The organism is Lutibacter aestuarii (assembly GCF_042676885.1).
Lineage (GTDB): Bacteria > Bacteroidota > Bacteroidia > Flavobacteriales > Flavobacteriaceae > Lutibacter > Lutibacter aestuarii.
On record NZ_JBHTIC010000002.1, the window covers coordinates 454,736 to 471,473 of the forward strand.

General features: G+C 30.3%; 11 protein-coding genes. 7 read left to right on the forward strand and 4 right to left on the reverse strand.

Annotated elements, in window-relative coordinates:
• Nucleotides 1–34 precede the first annotated feature (34 nt).
• Nucleotides 35–1,711 carry a formate--tetrahydrofolate ligase gene (locus tag ACFQZW_RS01990; protein ID WP_298288243.1) on the forward strand — a complete coding sequence of 559 codons (1,677 nt, stop codon included), beginning with the start codon at nt 35–37 and terminating at the stop codon, nt 1,709–1,711.
• Between the two features lie 126 nt (nt 1,712–1,837).
• Here the strand turns inward: ACFQZW_RS01990 and mdh are convergent, their stop codons facing one another.
• Both mdh and gyrB read right to left on the reverse strand, forming a co-directional pair.
• Complete coding sequence (mdh, locus tag ACFQZW_RS01995; protein WP_298263502.1) at nt 1,838–2,761, reverse strand: malate dehydrogenase; 924 nt, start codon at nt 2,759–2,761, stop codon at nt 1,838–1,840.
• Nucleotides 2,762–2,966: 205 nt separating this feature from the next.
• Complete coding sequence (gene gyrB, locus ACFQZW_RS02000; RefSeq protein WP_298263501.1) at nt 2,967–4,907, reverse strand: DNA topoisomerase (ATP-hydrolyzing) subunit B; 1,941 nt, start codon at nt 4,905–4,907, stop codon at nt 2,967–2,969.
• A gap of 369 nt (nt 4,908–5,276) precedes the next feature.
• Here gyrB and guaA point away from each other — a divergent pair, with 369 nt between their 5' ends.
• Both guaA and ACFQZW_RS02010 read left to right on the forward strand, forming a co-directional pair.
• Nucleotides 5,277–6,809, forward strand: a complete 1,533-nt coding sequence (gene guaA, locus ACFQZW_RS02005; RefSeq protein WP_298263500.1) for a glutamine-hydrolyzing GMP synthase — start codon at nt 5,277–5,279, stop codon at nt 6,807–6,809.
• A 25-nt stretch (nt 6,810–6,834) separates the two neighbouring features.
• Nucleotides 6,835–8,547, forward strand: coding sequence for a muramidase family protein (locus ACFQZW_RS02010; protein ID WP_372800222.1), 1,713 nt, complete (start codon nt 6,835–6,837; stop codon nt 8,545–8,547).
• 73 nt (nt 8,548–8,620) lie between these two features.
• Here ACFQZW_RS02010 and ACFQZW_RS02015 read toward each other — a convergent pair whose 3' ends face one another.
• Nucleotides 8,621–9,136, reverse strand: a complete 516-nt coding sequence (locus ACFQZW_RS02015; RefSeq protein ID WP_298263498.1) for a DUF2892 domain-containing protein — start codon at nt 9,134–9,136, stop codon at nt 8,621–8,623.
• Between the two features lie 50 nt (nt 9,137–9,186).
• Nucleotides 9,187–12,306 carry a cytochrome c biogenesis protein gene (ccsA, locus tag ACFQZW_RS02020; protein ID WP_298263497.1) on the reverse strand — a complete coding sequence of 1,040 codons (3,120 nt, stop codon included), beginning with the start codon at nt 12,304–12,306 and terminating at the stop codon, nt 9,187–9,189.
• Between the two features lie 391 nt (nt 12,307–12,697).
• On the opposite strand from ccsA, the gene ACFQZW_RS02025 reads away from it, so the two are divergent.
• The 4 genes from ACFQZW_RS02025 (at nt 12,698) to ACFQZW_RS02040 (ending at nt 16,512) form a co-directional block, all read left to right on the forward strand.
• The gene (locus ACFQZW_RS02025) at nt 12,698–14,074 is read left to right on the forward strand and encodes a tryptophanase (protein WP_372800217.1); all 1,377 of its coding nucleotides are present in this window, start codon (nt 12,698–12,700) and stop codon (nt 14,072–14,074) included.
• Nucleotides 14,075–14,126: 52 nt separating this feature from the next.
• Nucleotides 14,127–14,591, forward strand: coding sequence for an RrF2 family transcriptional regulator (locus ACFQZW_RS02030; RefSeq protein WP_298263493.1), 465 nt, complete (start codon nt 14,127–14,129; stop codon nt 14,589–14,591).
• A 111-nt stretch (nt 14,592–14,702) separates the two neighbouring features.
• Nucleotides 14,703–15,164, forward strand: coding sequence for a c-type cytochrome (locus ACFQZW_RS02035; protein ID WP_298263491.1), 462 nt, complete (start codon nt 14,703–14,705; stop codon nt 15,162–15,164).
• Nucleotides 15,165–15,174: 10 nt separating this feature from the next.
• On the forward strand, nt 15,175–16,512 hold the full coding sequence (locus ACFQZW_RS02040) for a cbb3-type cytochrome c oxidase subunit I (RefSeq protein WP_298263489.1): 1,338 nt from the start codon (nt 15,175–15,177) through the stop codon (nt 16,510–16,512).
• Nucleotides 16,513–16,738: the final 226 nt, after the last annotated feature.

A 16,738-nucleotide genomic window follows, 5' to 3' on the forward strand; every position in this document is an offset into this window, starting at 1 on the left:
GAATTTTATATATTTGTTTCTCAAATTTAAAAATATGAAATACTTATCAGATATAGAAATTGCTCAAAATAACAATATTGTACATATTAGAGAAATAGCAGCCAAACTTGGTATAGAAGAAGACGATATAGAGATGTTTGGAAAATACAAAGCAAAACTTCCTTTATCACTTATAGACGAAGAAAAAATTAAGCAAAATAACTTAATTTTAGTTACTGCAATTACCCCAACACCTGCAGGTGAAGGAAAAACTACAGTATCAATTGGCTTAACTGAAGGTTTAAATAAAATAGGTAAGCAAGCTACAGTTGTTTTAAGAGAGCCATCTTTGGGACCTGTTTTTGGTATCAAAGGAGGAGCTGCAGGAGGAGGTTATTCTCAAGTAGTGCCTATGGAAGATATAAACTTGCATTTTACCGGTGATTTTAATGCGGTTGAAAAAGCTAATAATTTATTATCGGCTTTAATTGATAATAACCTACAAAGTAAATGTTGTAGTTTTAATTTAGATCCAAGAACTATTTTATGGAAGCGTGTTATTGATATGAATGACAGATCCTTAAGAAATATTATTATAGGGCTAGGAGGAACTGCAAATGGTATTCCAAGAGAAGATGGTTTTAATATTACACCGGCCTCTGAGGTTATGGCAATACTTTGTATGGCTACTGATTTTGAAGATTTAAAAAAGAGGTTAGGAGATATTTTTATTGGTTTTACTTTTGATAAAAAGCCAATTTTTGCTCGTGATTTAAAGGCAGAAAATGCAATGGCAATTTTATTAAAGTATGCCTTAAAGCCTAATTTAGTTCAAACCTTAGAAAAAAATCCAGCAATTATTCATGGTGGACCATTTGCAAATATTGCTCAAGGAACAAATACAATTATTGCTACTAAAATGGGATTGTCATTGTCAAATTATGTGGTAACTGAAGCTGGTTTTGGAGCAGACTTAGGTGCTGAAAAGTTTTTAAACATTAAATGTGTTTCAGGAGAGCTGAGCCCAAAAGCTGTGGTGTTAGTAGCTACTATTAGAGCGCTTCGTCATCATGGAGGTGCACAAAAAGATGAATACAATATTCCAAATTTAGAATTCGTTCAAAATGGTTTTTGTAATTTAGAAAAGCATATAGAAAATATTAGAAAATTTAAAATTGAGCCAGTTGTAGCAATTAATACTTTTTCAAATGATTCGTATGAAGAGATTGATTTTATTATTGAAAAATGCGCGGCTTTAGGTGTACAAGCTGTTGTTTCAGACGGATGGGCAAAAGGTGGAAACGGCACCAAAAAATTAGCAGAAGCCGTAGTAAAAGTAGTGGATTCTAATAAATCTAATTTTGAACCTTTGTACGACTGGAATTCTCCAGTTAAAGAAAAAATAGAAAAAATTGCTAAAGAAATTTATGGCGCAACCGCTGTAGACTTTGACAAAAAAGCAAAATTAAATTTAAAACGAATTGACCGTTTAGGTTTTAATGATTTTGCTATTTGTATGGCTAAAACTCAAAAATCTTTTTCTGATAACGAAAATTTAGTAGGAAGACCTGAAAATTTTACAGTTACTGTTCGTGAAATAGAAATTGCCGCAGGGGCTAAATTTATTATTCCTATTTTAGGACAAATGATGCGTATGCCAGGATTACCTGGTACACCAGCATCTGAAAATATGACAATTGATAATGAAGGTGTTATTTCAGGGTTGTCTTAAAACAAATAGAATCTAACCAAACTTTAATTTAAGGTCTTGTTATTTATTTTTAACAAGACCTTTATTATTTATTAAAATAAAAGGCTGCTATACAGCAGCCTTTTTTAGTATAATTTTTTTAGAATACTAGTTTAATAAAGCGTTTGTTTTTTTAACACCTTCAGCACTTTCTTCAATTTTAGCTTTTTCAGCTTCAGATAATTCTATTTCAACAATTTTTTCAATTCCGTTTTTACCAATAATACAAGGGACACCTATTGAAATATCTGTTAAACCATATTCACCATCTAATAAAGCTGAGCATGGAAACATTTTTTTAGAATCTAAAGCAATAGCTTGTACCATAGCCGAAACTGCTGCTCCTGGAGCATACCAAGCACTTGTTCCTAGTAATTTTGTTAAAGTAGCTCCACCTACTTTAGTGTCTTCAACAACTTGTTGCATTCTTTCTTCTGATAAAAATTCAGATACTTTAACACTGTTACGAGCTGCTTTTCCAATTAAAGGCACCATACCTGTATCACTATGACCTCCAATTACCATACCATCAACATCAGATGCAGGACAACCTAAAGCTTCTGCTAAACGGAATTTAAAACGTGCACTATCTAAAGCGCCTCCCATACCTATAATTCTGTTTTTAGGCAAACCTGTAGCTTTATGAGCTAAATAAGCCATTGTATCCATTGGATTACTTACTACAATTATTATAACATTTGGTGAATGTTCAATTAAACTTGTTGCAACAGATTTAACAATGCCAGCGTTAATTCCAATTAACTCCTCACGAGTCATTCCAGGTTTTCTTGGAATACCGCTTGTAATTACTGCTACATCACTACCAGCTGTTTTAGAATAATCGTTTGTTACACCTGTTATTTTAGTGTCAAAACCATTTAGTGAGGCACATTGCATTAAGTCCATAGCTTTACCTTCAGCAAAACCCTCTTTTATATCAATCAACATTACCTCAGATGCGAAATTTTTTATAGCTATGTACTCAGCGCAACTTGCACCTACAGCACCAGCTCCTACTACTGTTACTTTCATATTTTTGTGTTGTATTTAAATATTTAATATTACTGTAAAAATAAGAATTTTTATATTAATTAAGTGTAACAATTTTAATTAACTACGAAATCGTTTTTAGATAAGTTTGTAACTATAATTGAGCTAATTGAAACATTTAATATTTCTGATTTATTCAAAAAAAACCGTCTAAATGACGGTTTTAAAATGTTGTGAATTAAAGTAATTATGCGTCTATTTTTGCATAAACGGCATTCTTTTCTATAAACTCTCTTCTTGGAGGTACTTCATCTCCCATAAGCATCGAAAATACTCTATCTGCTTCTGTTAAATTATCAATAGTTACTTGGCGTAATGTTCTAAACTCTGGATTCATAGTGGTGTCCCAAAGTTGTTCAGCATTCATCTCTCCAAGACCCTTGTAACGTTGAATATTAACACTTCCTCCCATATTTAAAGCTATTAAATCACGTTGATTGTCATTCCAAGCATATTCTCTTTTTTGCCCTTTTTTAACTAAGTATAAAGGAGGGGTAGCAATATAAACGTGTCCATTTTCAATTAGTTCTTTCATATATCTAAAGAAAAATGTAAGAATTAAGGTTGCAATATGGCTACCATCTACATCGGCATCACACATAATTACTATTTTATTATAACGAAGTTTTGATAAATTTAACGCTCTTGGATCTTCTTCTGTTCCAATAGAAACTCCTAAAGCGGTAAACATATTTTTAATTTCTTCGTTTTCAAAAACTTTATGTTGCATAGCTTTTTCAACGTTCAAAATTTTACCTCTTAATGGTAAAATAGCTTGAAAGTTTCTATCACGTCCTTGTTTTGCTGTACCACCTGCTGAATCTCCCTCAACTAAGAAAATTTCACATTTTTCAGGGTCAGTTTCAGAACAATCACTTAGCTTACCAGGTAAACCTCCAATAGACATTACTGTTTTACGCTGAACCAATTCACGAGCTTTTCGAGCTGCATGACGTGCTTGTGCTGCTAATATAACTTTTTGAACAATGGTTTTGGCATCGTTAGGGTTTTCTTCTAAATAGTCTTGTAACATTTCAGATACAGCTTGACTTACTGCAGCGGTAACTTCACGATTTCCTAATTTGGTTTTAGTTTGCCCTTCAAATTGTGGCTCTGCTACTTTAACAGAAATGATAGCAGTTAATCCTTCACGAAAATCATCTCCAGCTATTTCAAACTTCAACTTGTCTAACATTCCTGAAGACTCTGCGTATTTTTTAAGTGTATTGGTTAATCCACGTCTAAACCCTGATAAATGTGTTCCTCCTTCATGGGTGTTAATGTTATTTACATATGAATGTAAGTTTTCATTATAAGAAGTATTATACACCATAGCTACTTCAACAGGAATATCATTTTTTTCGCCTTCCATTGAAATAACACCTTGTATTAACTGTTCACGAGTAGCATCAAGATATTTCACAAACTCAGGCAAACCTTCATCGCTGTAAAATTTTTCTAACGGATGGTTTCCTTCTTCGTCAGTGACTCTATTATCAGTAAGGGTAATCATTAAGCCTTTATTTAAAAAACTTAATTCACGTAATCTTGTAGCTAAAGTGTCGTAATTATATTCTGTAGTTTGTGTAAAAATTGATTTATCTGGAGTAAAAGTAACCATAGTACCTTTTTCTTCAGTTTCACCAATAGTTTTTACAGGATATAAAGCTTTTCCTCTTTCATATTCTTGCTCCCATATTTTACCATCTTTATAAACGGTGGCTTTTAAATGGTCAGAGAGTGCATTTACACAAGAAACACCAACGCCGTGTAAACCTCCAGAAACTTTATAAGAATCTTTATCAAATTTACCACCAGCACCAATTTTAGTCATTACAACTTCTAAAGCAGAAACCCCTTCCTTTTTATGAATGTCAACTGGAATACCGCGTCCATTATCTTTTACAGATATAGAATTGTCTTTATTAATAATTACGTGAATGGTATCGCAATGGCCAGCCATTGCTTCATCAATTGAGTTGTCAACAACTTCATAAACTAAATGGTGTAATCCTCTTATTCCTACGTCGCCAATATACATAGATGGTCGCATACGTACATGCTCCATTCCTTCTAAAGCTTGAATACTATCAGCTGAATAATTATGTTTTTTTATTTCGTCACTCATATTACAATATATTATTTCAATAACACACAAATATAAGAAAATGATGATTGTTATCTTGTTTTTAAGACCTGCTTCTTTTTAAGTTATTAACAATTTACTAAAAGTCTAAAAATGCTTTAAAACGCTTCTAAACGCTTTTAAAATTAAAATGAAGTTTTTAATTGACGTTTGCAAAATTTAAAAATAAAGAAAATGCCTTATAAAGGCCGAATTTAGTTTGTTATAATTTAAGTTTTATGTTTAATAAATTCAAATTGTGCTAAAATATTCAATTTAAGTATTGTTATTTAAGTTCTTATGTTAAAAAATGTTGTAAAGAAAAATAACATTAAATGATACATCATATATAGAATAATATTATTTTTGCGGATGCAACAAAAGGTACTTATATTAGATTTCGGTTCGCAATACACGCAGTTGATTGCCCGAAGAGTTAGAGAACTTAACATTTTTTGTGAAATTTTTCCTTTTAATAGTAAAAATTTCGAATTAACTAATTACAAAGCAGTCATCCTTTCTGGAAGCCCTTCTTCCGTTAGAACAGAAGAGGCCCCTAAACCTGATTTGTCTAAGATAAAAGGGAAATTACCTTTATTAGGTGTTTGTTTTGGTGCTCAATATATGGCTCATAATTATGGAGGTAAAGTAGCAGCGTCTAATACCAGAGAGTACGGAAGAGCAAATCTTTCTTTTGTAAAAAGTAATGAATCTTTTTTTGAAGGCGTAAATGAAGGAAGTCAAGTATGGATGAGTCACAGTGATACCATTGTTGATTTACCTGAAAATGCCGAATTGATTGCTTCTACTCATGATGTTAAAAACGCGGCTTTTAAACTTACCAATGAAACTACTTTTGGAATCCAGTTTCACCCAGAAGTTTATCATTCCAAGGATGGATTAAAAATTTTAAGTAACTTCTTAGTAAATATTGCAAAAGTTAAACAAGATTGGACACCAGATTCATTTGTAGAGTCAACGGTTCAAAAATTAAAAGAACAATTAGGAAACGATAAAGTTGTTTTAGGTTTGTCTGGAGGTGTAGATTCTACAGTGGCAGCAACATTATTAAGCAAAGCAATTGGAGATAACTTATACTGTATTTTTGTAAATAATGGCTTACTTCGTAAAAATGAGTTTGAAAATGTGTTGAGCCAATACAAAGGAATGGGATTAAACGTTAAAGGTGTTGATGCTTCGGCACGTTTTTTGAAAGAACTTGCAGAAGAAGCAGATCCAGAAGGAAAACGCAAAATAATTGGTCGTGTTTTTATTGAAGTATTTGATGATGAAGCTCATTTAATTGAAGATGTAAAATGGTTAGCACAAGGAACTATTTATCCTGATGTTATTGAATCTGTTTCAGCAACAGGAGGCCCTTCAGCTACTATCAAATCACATCATAATGTTGGAGGATTGCCAGATTTTATGAAGCTAAAAATAGTAGAACCTTTAAAAATGTTATTTAAAGATGAGGTGAGAAGAGTAGGTGCTTCTTTGGGAATTGATTCAGAATTATTAGGCAGACATCCATTTCCTGGACCAGGTTTGGCAATTCGTATTTTAGGTGATATTACTGCTGAAAAAGTGAGAATTTTACAAGAAGTAGATGCTATTTTTATTAATGGATTGAAAGAATGGGGATTGTATAATGATGTTTGGCAAGCTGGAGCTATATTATTACCAGTAAACTCAGTTGGTGTTATGGGTGATGAAAGAACTTATGAGAAAGTAGTGGCCTTAAGAGCTGTAGAATCTACAGATGGAATGACTGCGGATTGGGTAAATTTACCGTATGAATTTTTACAAAAAACATCCAACCAAATAATAAATGGAGTAAAAGGCGTTAATAGAGTAGTGTATGATATTAGTTCAAAGCCACCAGCAACTATTGAATGGGAATAGGATAACCCTTAAATATAATTTATAAATGAAAAAACTCAAGCTTATAACATTTCTTTTTTTGTTGTTTTCAATTGTAACAATTGCACAACAAAAAAAGTATGTTTCTTATACTGTTAAAAAAGGTGAAACCATTAAGAGTATTGCTAAGCGATATGATTTATCAACAAGAGATTTACTTCGTTTAAATCCTGATGAAAGTAGAAGACCAAAACCTGGGACAGTGATTGTAGTACCGAATCTTAATTATGGAAAAACAATAATAACTGAAGCTGAAAGTTCTAAGGAAGTAGAAAAATTTTATACCGTAAAACCTAAAGAAACAGTATTTGGAATTTCTAAAAAATTTGGAATTACAATTGAAGAATTAAAAGCTGCTAATTTTGGTTTAATAGGAGGGTTAAAAATTGGGATGAGATTAAGAATTCCTGAATCAAAAAAGTCTGAACCATTAGACCTATCAAATTATGTAATTCATACAGTTGTAAAGGATGATACATTTTTTAAATTAACAAGGTTATATGAAGTTACAGAAGCGCAATTAAAACAATTAAATCCTGAACTGAAAGACGGATTAAAGTTAGGTATGGTTTTAAAAATAAAACCACTTTCGGTAGAAAATATAAAAGGAGAAAATGATGCTGGTTATTTTGTTGAAAACATTGATATTTCAAAAAAGTTGAATGTAGCTGTTATGCTTCCGTATCAAATAAATAAATATACAGATTCAACAAGAATTCAAAATTTCAAAAAAAACAATTCATTATTAACAATAGTTTCAGATGTTCATTTAGGAGTTCAAATGGCAATAGATTCTTTAAAACATAAAGGTTTAACAATTCAGGTAAATTATTATGATACTGAAAATTCTAATTATAAATTACAGTATCTTGTTAATAAAAATGATTTTAGCAACGTAGATGTTATTTTAGGACCATTATTTTTTGAGAAGGCACATTGGTTGGCAAAGCATGTAAACGCTCCAGTAGTGGCTCCTGTTTTTTCTAAAAATCAAATAAGCTTATCGGCAGGTAACTTGATTAAATCTGCACCAAATACAGAATTGTTAGATGAAAAATTAATGGACTATTTAAAAGACCAATATAAAGGAGAGGACATTATTATAATTAATGATGGAAAAGCTGAAACTCAAACTAAATTATGGAGAACGGTAAATAAGTTTAAAACTTTTGACTCTATTCAAAATATTACGGTCATTAAACCAGAAAAAGGATATATTGATAGTGAAAAAGTTGGTGAAAAATTAAATGAAAAATCAATTAACTGGGTAGTTTTAATTAGTGATGATACGGTGATAACTTCTTCAGCAATTAATAGTTTAAAAACTTATATTGAGACATTTAATATTAAATTTATAGCTTTTAATAAAGGAGATAATTTTGATTCTATTGATAATAATTTATTAGGAAGATTGAACTTTTTATTTCCATCAATGGAATATTTAGATATGGATGCTACTGCAAAGAATTTCTATAAATCTTATAAATCAAAATATTTTGCATATCCATCTAAATATGCTACAAGAGGTTTTGATGTAACCTATGATATTCTTATTCGTTTGGCTTCTGAAGGTTCTCTTGAAGAAGGTTTGAAAGCAGGTAAATCACAAAGGGTGTCATCTGTATTTAATTATGATAAAAAACTTTTTGGCAGTTTTGAGAATCATGCGGTTTATTTAATACAATATACTAAAGAGTTATTACCAATAATAATAAAGTAATAGCGCGTACTGTTCTGTTATTTATAATAAAAAAGGCAACCATTTGGTTGCCTTTTTTATTATAAATAATGAATTATATTTTTTTCAATTGTTGTTTTAACATTTTAATTTGCTCTGTTAAAACTCCTTGAGAATCTAATTTTTTAGCTTCATTTACTAAGGTGGTAGCTTCTCTTTTACGTCTTTTAGACATAGCAATTCCAGCCAATTGTAGTTTTGCCATTGCAATATCATGTTTCATATTTAACCCTAAACTTAATGCTTTTTTAAAAAATTTCTCAGCTTGAGTTAGGTTGGTTTGAGAAACCATAATTCCTTGTAAAAAATTATAATATCCTTCCTGTTTTTTTATTAAAGCAGAACTTGGATTTTTAATATAGGATAACCATTTACTTGCACCCGCAAAATTTTGTTTTCTTAATTGTAAAAATGCAAGTAATATAAATTCATTTTTAAAGTAGAACAGTACAAAAATACCTGCTAATAAAATTAATGAAATGCCATTCATTATATTTTCATCAACAAATTGAAATACGGACCACACTAAGATTCCTGCTGCAATTACTAATTTTATATACTTATTAAACATTGATAATTTTTTTAATGGATTGCAAAGTTACATTTTTGCAACGATTTTAGTTATTTTTTATAATGTTTTTTATGTTGTATATAAGCTAAAACAGAGATAACAGCTACAATAGCTACGGAGTAATAAACAAATGTAGGTGTAATAGCTTTATCTCCACTTGCATAAGAATGTAAACCTGATAAGTAGAAGTTCACTCCAAAATAGGTCATTAAAATAGAAGCAAACGCAGCTACTGAAAATAAATTAAAAACAAATCTACTTCTTAAGCCTGGAACTAATCGTAAGTGTAAAACAAAAGCGTAAATCATAATACTTATTAAAGCCCAAGTTTCCTTTGGATCCCAGCCCCAATAACGTCCCCAACTTTCATTTGCCCATTGTCCGCCTAAAAAGTTTCCAATAGTTAACATCACCAAACCAACAGTTAAAGCCATTTCATTAATAATGGTCATTTCTTTAATCATTAAACCAATTTTTTGTTTATTCTTTTTGGTTGTCAATATCATTAATAAAAGTGCAATTAAGCCTAATATCATTCCTAAAGCAAATGGGCCATAACTTGCAACTATTATTGATACGTGAATCATTAACCAATAAGAATTTAGTACAGGTTGAAGATTTGCAATTTCTGGATCCATCCAATTCCAATGCGCAACCATTAAAATAAATGCTGTTAAAAAGGCCGTTGCAGCAATAGTCATTGATGATTTTTTTCCAAAAATTAATCCAAACAGCATAGTTGCCCATCCAACATAAATCATAGATTCGTAGGCGTTACTCCAAGGGGCATTTCCACTTACTATCCAGCGAGCGATTAAACCTCCTGTATGTAATAGAAAAAGCCCAATAATTATAACAATACTTGCTTTAATTAAAAAGTTGATGGTTTTATTATTTCTAAAAATTTGGAAGATTACAAAAAAGAACATTAATGTTCCAATGTACATATAATAGCTATATATAGTTTTAAATATATCGTATTTGTTGTAAGCAATTTCTAAGTCAATTTTATGTTCTTTTGGATATACTTCACTTCCATATTTTTTTTGAAAATTAGTAATGCCTTGTAAAATTTCATCAGATTTTGAATAATCTTTAGATACGTTAGAATCTGACAAAGTTTGAAGGTAAATAGGGAGTATTTGGCGAACAAATACTGAGTCTTGACCTTTAAAATGAGCAGATTGTATGTTATTATGAGATACCCAAGTATTATTAGAATCGTTTGGAATAGGGAAAATTCTTAAAATATCTCCAGTAATAGCTGAATAGAGTAAGTTAACTCTTCTGTCTACATTTATTACATCTTTTTCAAACTTACTTTTAATATTACTTTTTTGCGCTTCTTGTTGAATTTGAGAAATTTTATACATTCCTTTTGAATCAAAAAAGTTAGCAAGTGTTGCATCTCTTTGATCGTGAGGGATTCCTATAATATCACGTAATTTTGTGTTTCCTTTTTCAATATAAATAATTGGAATTTGGAACCATAATCTTGGATTTTGTTGAATAGATAAAAATACTTGAGTCGCATTCATATCTTTATAAGTATCATGTTTACTAACTTTTCTCAACAATTCAGAAGCATAGGTATGTACTGGTTTCATTCTACCTCCAGCATCCTGTATAATTACTTTGCTAAAGTTTTCAGCATGGTTTACATCAATTTTGTTAACCGCTAAAGCTGAATCAATTTGTTTTTCGGTTAATGAATGATTGTGTTGTTGAGCAAAAGATATGGTTGAAATTAGTAAAATAGCAATGGTAGTTAAAGTAGCTTTTTTTGTTCTAATTTTTTGTAAATTTTTTCTTAGGAAGTCAAAACGCGTATTTTTCATAAATAAAATTAAAATCAATCCAGCATATAATAAAAAATAACCTATGTAAGTAATTGTTGAGCCCCAAAAATCATGATTTACAGATAAGTGAGTTTCTTCATATTCTGGGGTAATATTGTAACTTGATTGAAAGAATTTATACCCTTTATAATTTAAAATATTATTCATAAAAATTCTAAAATCAAATGTTTCAGAAGGAGCTATTACTGTAACCTCACTAGCATAAGACATTGCGCTTTCCGAACCTGGGTATTTATCAAGCTGAAAATCGTTTAATTTAATACTAAATGGTAATTTCATTTGCATTGCTCCATAGCTCATTCTAAAGTTTAAATTCCCAATAGAGAATTGGGTTGGAGGTTGAATTGCAAATTTACCTCCTACCATTTTTACCTGTTTTGTTTCACCACCAGCAGTAACGTCAAAAGTTAATTGGGCTAAGGTATTTTGATCTTTATCACCTGAGATTGTTTTATACTCTCCTTTAATACCTGCATTGGGAACAACAAATTGTAACCCTGCGATTGAATGAACAGCTAAAATTGAAAAATCTTGTAATGAATCTTTTACAATAGTTCCTTCAAAATTATCAGCCATTCTAAAAAACTGACCTTCTACAGCAGATTGAATTTTAATTTTTCCATCAATGGTTTTAAAATCAATGGTATTTTTATTAGGAGTGTCATAACCAACCATAACGCCATGAATAAGTTCAGAAGTTCCTTTTTTTACGTAATGATTGTGTCTTCCACCACCACCAGACTCAACAAATAGCATATATTCATCGCCCGTTTCACTTTCTTCAAAAACTTCTTGTGCGTTAGGAATGTAGTTAGTTAATTTAACAGAAACATCCGTACCTTTAAAATCTGTATTATAAGTATAATTGTTTGAGCCTATGGCAGATAATAAAATAGGATGGTGTACAGGTGTTTTTTGTTCTTTACCATCATTAACAACAATGCTTATATAATTTTTTTCGGAAAGGAAAGTATTACTTACTTGCCCTTCTTTTATAGGCATTATTCCTTCAAAACTAATATAGCGAGTAATACCAGCTCCAATAATTATTAAAAAGAAAGCTAAATGAAAAGCGAGTACTACTAATTTTTCTTTTCTTAATAGTTTGTATTTAAAAATGTTACCAAAAAAGTTAATAGCAAAAAATATCATTATACCTTCAAACCACCAAGCATTATATACTAAAGCTTTGGCCGTTTCAGTGCCATAATCGTTTTCAATAAATGTTGCCACTCCCATTGCAGCAGCAAAAACAAGAAACAAAATAGCCATTAAACGTGTTGAATAAATAAGTGAAAGTAGTTTGTTCATTACAGATGTTTTATTATTAAAAATAATGTTGTGCAAAAATAATGATAATTGTCATATTAGCCATTTATAATTTTGAATTTAAAACAATTATCTTCCTATTTTAACATTGCACCAAAGATAAGTGTAACTTTTATCACAATTAATGACTATTGTCATTAAAATTTGTTCACTTTTTTTAAAAATTTAACTTATAAAAATGAAAAAAATGTAAATTTGTATGCAAGTATATTATTGAATGAAAGTTTTAAACATTTATAAAATATATCTTAATATTTATCTAAATATTAAACGCCCAGAATGCTATATTAAATAGCTCCTTAACTTATTTTAAAATGGGCAAACTATTGGTTTGTCACAATTACATCTAATTTTTCAATTTAAATTTATTATTATGGAATTACCATATGCAGAACCGTATAAAATTAAAATGGTAGAGCAGTTAAAACGCTCTACAAAAGAACAACGATTAAAATGGATTAAAAAGGCGCATTATAACTTATTTAATCTGGATTCAGATAAAGTTTTTATAGACGTATTAACTGACTCTGGAACTGGAGCTATGAGCGATAAACAATGGGCAGAAATGATGATTGGAGATGAGAGTTACGCAGGGTCTAAATCTTTTACTAAATTAAAGAAAACAGTTAAAAAAATTACTGGATTTAAATATTTTTTACCTACTCACCAAGGTAGAGCTGCGGAAAATGTTTTGTTTTCTGCTATGGTAAAAGAAGGAGATATAGTTCCTGGAAACTCTCATTTTGATACAACAAAAGGTCATATTGAATTTAGAAAAGCAACTGCTGTAGATTGTACGATTGATGAAGCGTTTGATACGTCAATTATACATCCTTTTAAAGGCAATATTGATTTAAATAAATTAGAAAAGGTATTTAAGTCAAACCCAAAAGAAAAAATACCATTTGTAATATTAACAATTACTTGTAATAGTGCAGGAGGTCAACCTGTTTCAGTTCAAAATACTAAAGAAGTATCAGCATTATGTAAACAATACGAAATACCATTATATTTTGATGCTGCTCGTTTTGCAGAAAACGCCTATTTTATCAAAAAAAGAGAAGCTGGATATGAAGATAAATCAATTAAAGAAATTGTAAAAGAAGTTTTTTCTTATGGAGATGGTATGACCATTAGTGCTAAAAAAGACGGCTTGGTTAATATGGGAGGATTTATAGCGCTTAATAACAAAGAAGTATTTAAAAAAGCTACTGTTTTTAACATTATGTACGAAGGTTTTATAACTTATGGAGGTATGAATGGTAGAGATATGGGAGCTTTAGCCATTGGTTTAGATGAGTCAACAGAGTTTAATTACTTAGAGAGTAGGGTAGAACAAATAGCTTATTTAGGAAAAAAATTAGTAGAATATGGAGTTCCAGTACAACAACCATTTGGAGGACATGCTATTTTTTTAGATGCCAATAAGTTTGTTCCAACTATTCCAAGGGAAGAATATAGAGCACAAGCCTTAGCAATTGAATTATATGTAGTTGGAGGAATTAGAGGAGTTGAAATTGGTACGGTGCTAGCTGATAGAGATCCTTTTACAAGAAAAAATAGGTATCCCGATCTAGAATTAGTGCGTTTAGCAATTCCTAGAAGAACCTATACAAATAATCATATGGATTATATTGCTGCAACACTTAAAAATATTTATGATTCAAGAGAAGGGGCAAAATCAGGATACAGAATTATTGATGAAGCGCCTATTATGAGGCACTTTACTGTTAAATTTGAAAAAATATAATACCAACTACTCTTTTTTTTATATTTTTGCTCAAAATATGAATTAATGAGTTATGATGTTATCACGTGCTAGTAAATATGCTATATTATCTACGTTGTTCTTAGCTGAACATTCGAATGAAAATAGAAAAATAAGTGTCAAAGAAATTTCAGAAAGTATTGAGGTTCCTAGTCCTTTTTTAGCAAAATTATTTCAACAACTAGTACGTGGTAAAATCATTTCCTCTACAAAAGGTCCTAACGGAGGGTTTTATTTGTCTGAAAAAAACAAAAAAAAATCTGTTATAGATATTATTGAAAATATTGATGGACTAACTAAATTAAATGACTGCTTTTTAGGCTTGCATAAATGTGACGCTGTAAATCCTTGCCCTGTTCATTTTATTGTAGAACCTTTTAAAAATAGTATTCTAGGAAAGTTCAGAGATAAAACTATTATGGAATTTGCAGAAGAAATTGCTGAAAAAGGTAGAGTACTTACATTAAAAGATATAGAACCAAAACCTATTAAAAAATAATAATTTTTATGACAAAAATCATATATTATATAAATGTAATCAAATACATTTGTCAAAATAAAAGATAAAAAGGTCTTTTAATATTAATAAAACTAACAAAACTCGAAAAACATGTTATCTAAAAAACAAGCAAGAGCTTTTTTCCTAGGAGGTACTTTGGTAACGTTCTTAATTTTTATAGGACTTACTATATACTCTTTATCTGAAGGAGCTGATCAAACAAATCATGAGAATATAACTGCAGAAGTAGTAAGAGGTAAAGAAATCTGGGAATCTAATAATTGTATGGGGTGTCATACTATTTTAGGAGAAGGTGCTTATTATGCTCCAGAATTGACAAAAGTTGTTGATCGATTAAATCAAAAATATGATGGAAATGGAGAAGAAGTAATAAAAGGAATTTTAATGTCTAAAGGACCTTGGCAACCAAATGGTAGAAAAATGGTAGCTTATGGAATGACAGAAGATGAAGCAAGTGATGTAGTCGCATTTTTTAAGTGGATTGGAGAGATAGACTTAAATGGTTTTGATAGAATAGTTTCTCCTTTAGCAAAAGACAAAATTAACAACTAAACAACATATTATGAAATATAAATCACAAAAGGTAGCATATTGGTTTTTTGCACTTTCAATGCTATTACTAGTTTTACAAATTACCTATGGTTTTATTATGGGATTTGCACGCATTGGGTTTGATAATTTACACGAATTTATTCCTTTTAATACCGCAAGAGCAGTACATACCAATTTATTAGTAGTTTGGTTATTGTCTGGTTTTATGGGAGCAGCCTATTATATCATTCCTGAAGAGGCACAACGCGAATTAGTAAGTGTTAAACTAGCTTATGTACAATTAATAAGCTTAGCAGTTGTAGGAGTAGTTGCCATAGTTGGGTATCATTTTAACTATTGGGAAGGAAGAAAATTTTTAGAAATTCCACGTCCGTTAGATTACTTAGTGGTAGTGAATGTGTTACTATTTTTAGGCCTAATTTTAGTGACGTTATTTAAAGGTAAAAAGCAAACAACAACAGCCTTAGTACTTTCTATGGGATTATTGTTTGCTGCATTATTGTATTTACCTGGAATGCTTCCTTTTGATAGTCAAGTAACAGATTCATTTTTCCGTTGGTGGGTAGTTCATTTATGGGTTGAAGGTGTTTGGGAATTAATTATGGGAGGTATTTTATCTTTCTTATTAATTAAATTAACAGGTGTTGATAGAGAAGTTATTGAAAAGTGGCTATATGTAATTGTAGGTTTAACGTTCTTATCTGGAGTTTTAGGAACTGGTCACCACTATTACTATATAGGTGTAAATAAAATTTGGTTGATTGTAGGAGGAATTTTCTCAGCACTAGAACCATTGGCATTTTTAGCAATGGCATTATTTGCGGTAAATATGTATAGAAAAGGAGAGAAAAAACATCCGAATAAATTAGCTTTATATTGGACTTTAGGTGCTGCTATTGTTTCATTTATTGGCGCAGGATTATTAGGGTTTGCTCATACGCTACCACAAACAAATTTATATACACATGGTACTTTAGTTACAGCAATGCATGGCCACTTGGCATTTTGGGGAGCATATGCAATGATTGTTTTAGCAATTATAAGTTATAGTTTACCAAATATGACAGGTAGAAAATTATATGATAGTTCTATAGGTAGAATGGCCTATTGGTTTTCAAACATAGGTATGATTGGGATGACGGTTGCTTTTGGTGTTGCAGGTGTTGCACAAGTTTATTTAGAACGAAAGTTTGGTATGGAATTTATGCAAGTTCAAAAAGAAATTAGTATTCATTTTGTAGTATTAGTTATTTGTGCATCTTTCTTTGCAACAGGTGTTGTAATGTATATTATTGACTTCTACAAACATGGGACTCCAACTGATGAAGCATTAGAAATTAAACAATAAAAGTATTAAGTAAAAAGTATCTAAATTAATCAACCCCATTTTATTAAATAATAAAAGTTGAAACGTTTTAAATCTGATTTGTCAACAAAATATTTAATAATAAATAAGATACTGAAATTTTAATTGTAGTTTTTTTAGATTGATTTCCAGAGTTGAAGATGATTAGTTTCCATACTATATAACAAATAAAATCTGAAACTCTGGTTTTCTATTTAATAGTATCAAT

Coding starts and splice junctions, on each gene's coding strand:
- ACFQZW_RS01990 (WP_298288243.1), top strand. CDS start 35: ATGAAATACTTATCAGATATAGAAATTGCTCAAAATAACAATATTGTA.
- mdh (WP_298263502.1), bottom strand. CDS start 2,761: ATGAAAGTAACAGTAGTAGGAGCTGGTGCTGTAGGTGCAAGTTGCGCT.
- gyrB (WP_298263501.1), bottom strand. CDS start 4,907: ATGAGTGACGAAATAAAAAAACATAATTATTCAGCTGATAGTATTCAA.
- guaA (WP_298263500.1), top strand. CDS start 5,277: ATGCAACAAAAGGTACTTATATTAGATTTCGGTTCGCAATACACGCAG.
- ACFQZW_RS02010 (WP_372800222.1), top strand. CDS start 6,835: ATGAAAAAACTCAAGCTTATAACATTTCTTTTTTTGTTGTTTTCAATT.
- ACFQZW_RS02015 (WP_298263498.1), bottom strand. CDS start 9,136: ATGTTTAATAAGTATATAAAATTAGTAATTGCAGCAGGAATCTTAGTG.
- ccsA (WP_298263497.1), bottom strand. CDS start 12,306: ATGAACAAACTACTTTCACTTATTTATTCAACACGTTTAATGGCTATT.
- ACFQZW_RS02025 (WP_372800217.1), top strand. CDS start 12,698: ATGGAATTACCATATGCAGAACCGTATAAAATTAAAATGGTAGAGCAG.
- ACFQZW_RS02030 (WP_298263493.1), top strand. CDS start 14,127: ATGATGTTATCACGTGCTAGTAAATATGCTATATTATCTACGTTGTTC.
- ACFQZW_RS02035 (WP_298263491.1), top strand. CDS start 14,703: ATGTTATCTAAAAAACAAGCAAGAGCTTTTTTCCTAGGAGGTACTTTG.
- ACFQZW_RS02040 (WP_298263489.1), top strand. CDS start 15,175: ATGAAATATAAATCACAAAAGGTAGCATATTGGTTTTTTGCACTTTCA.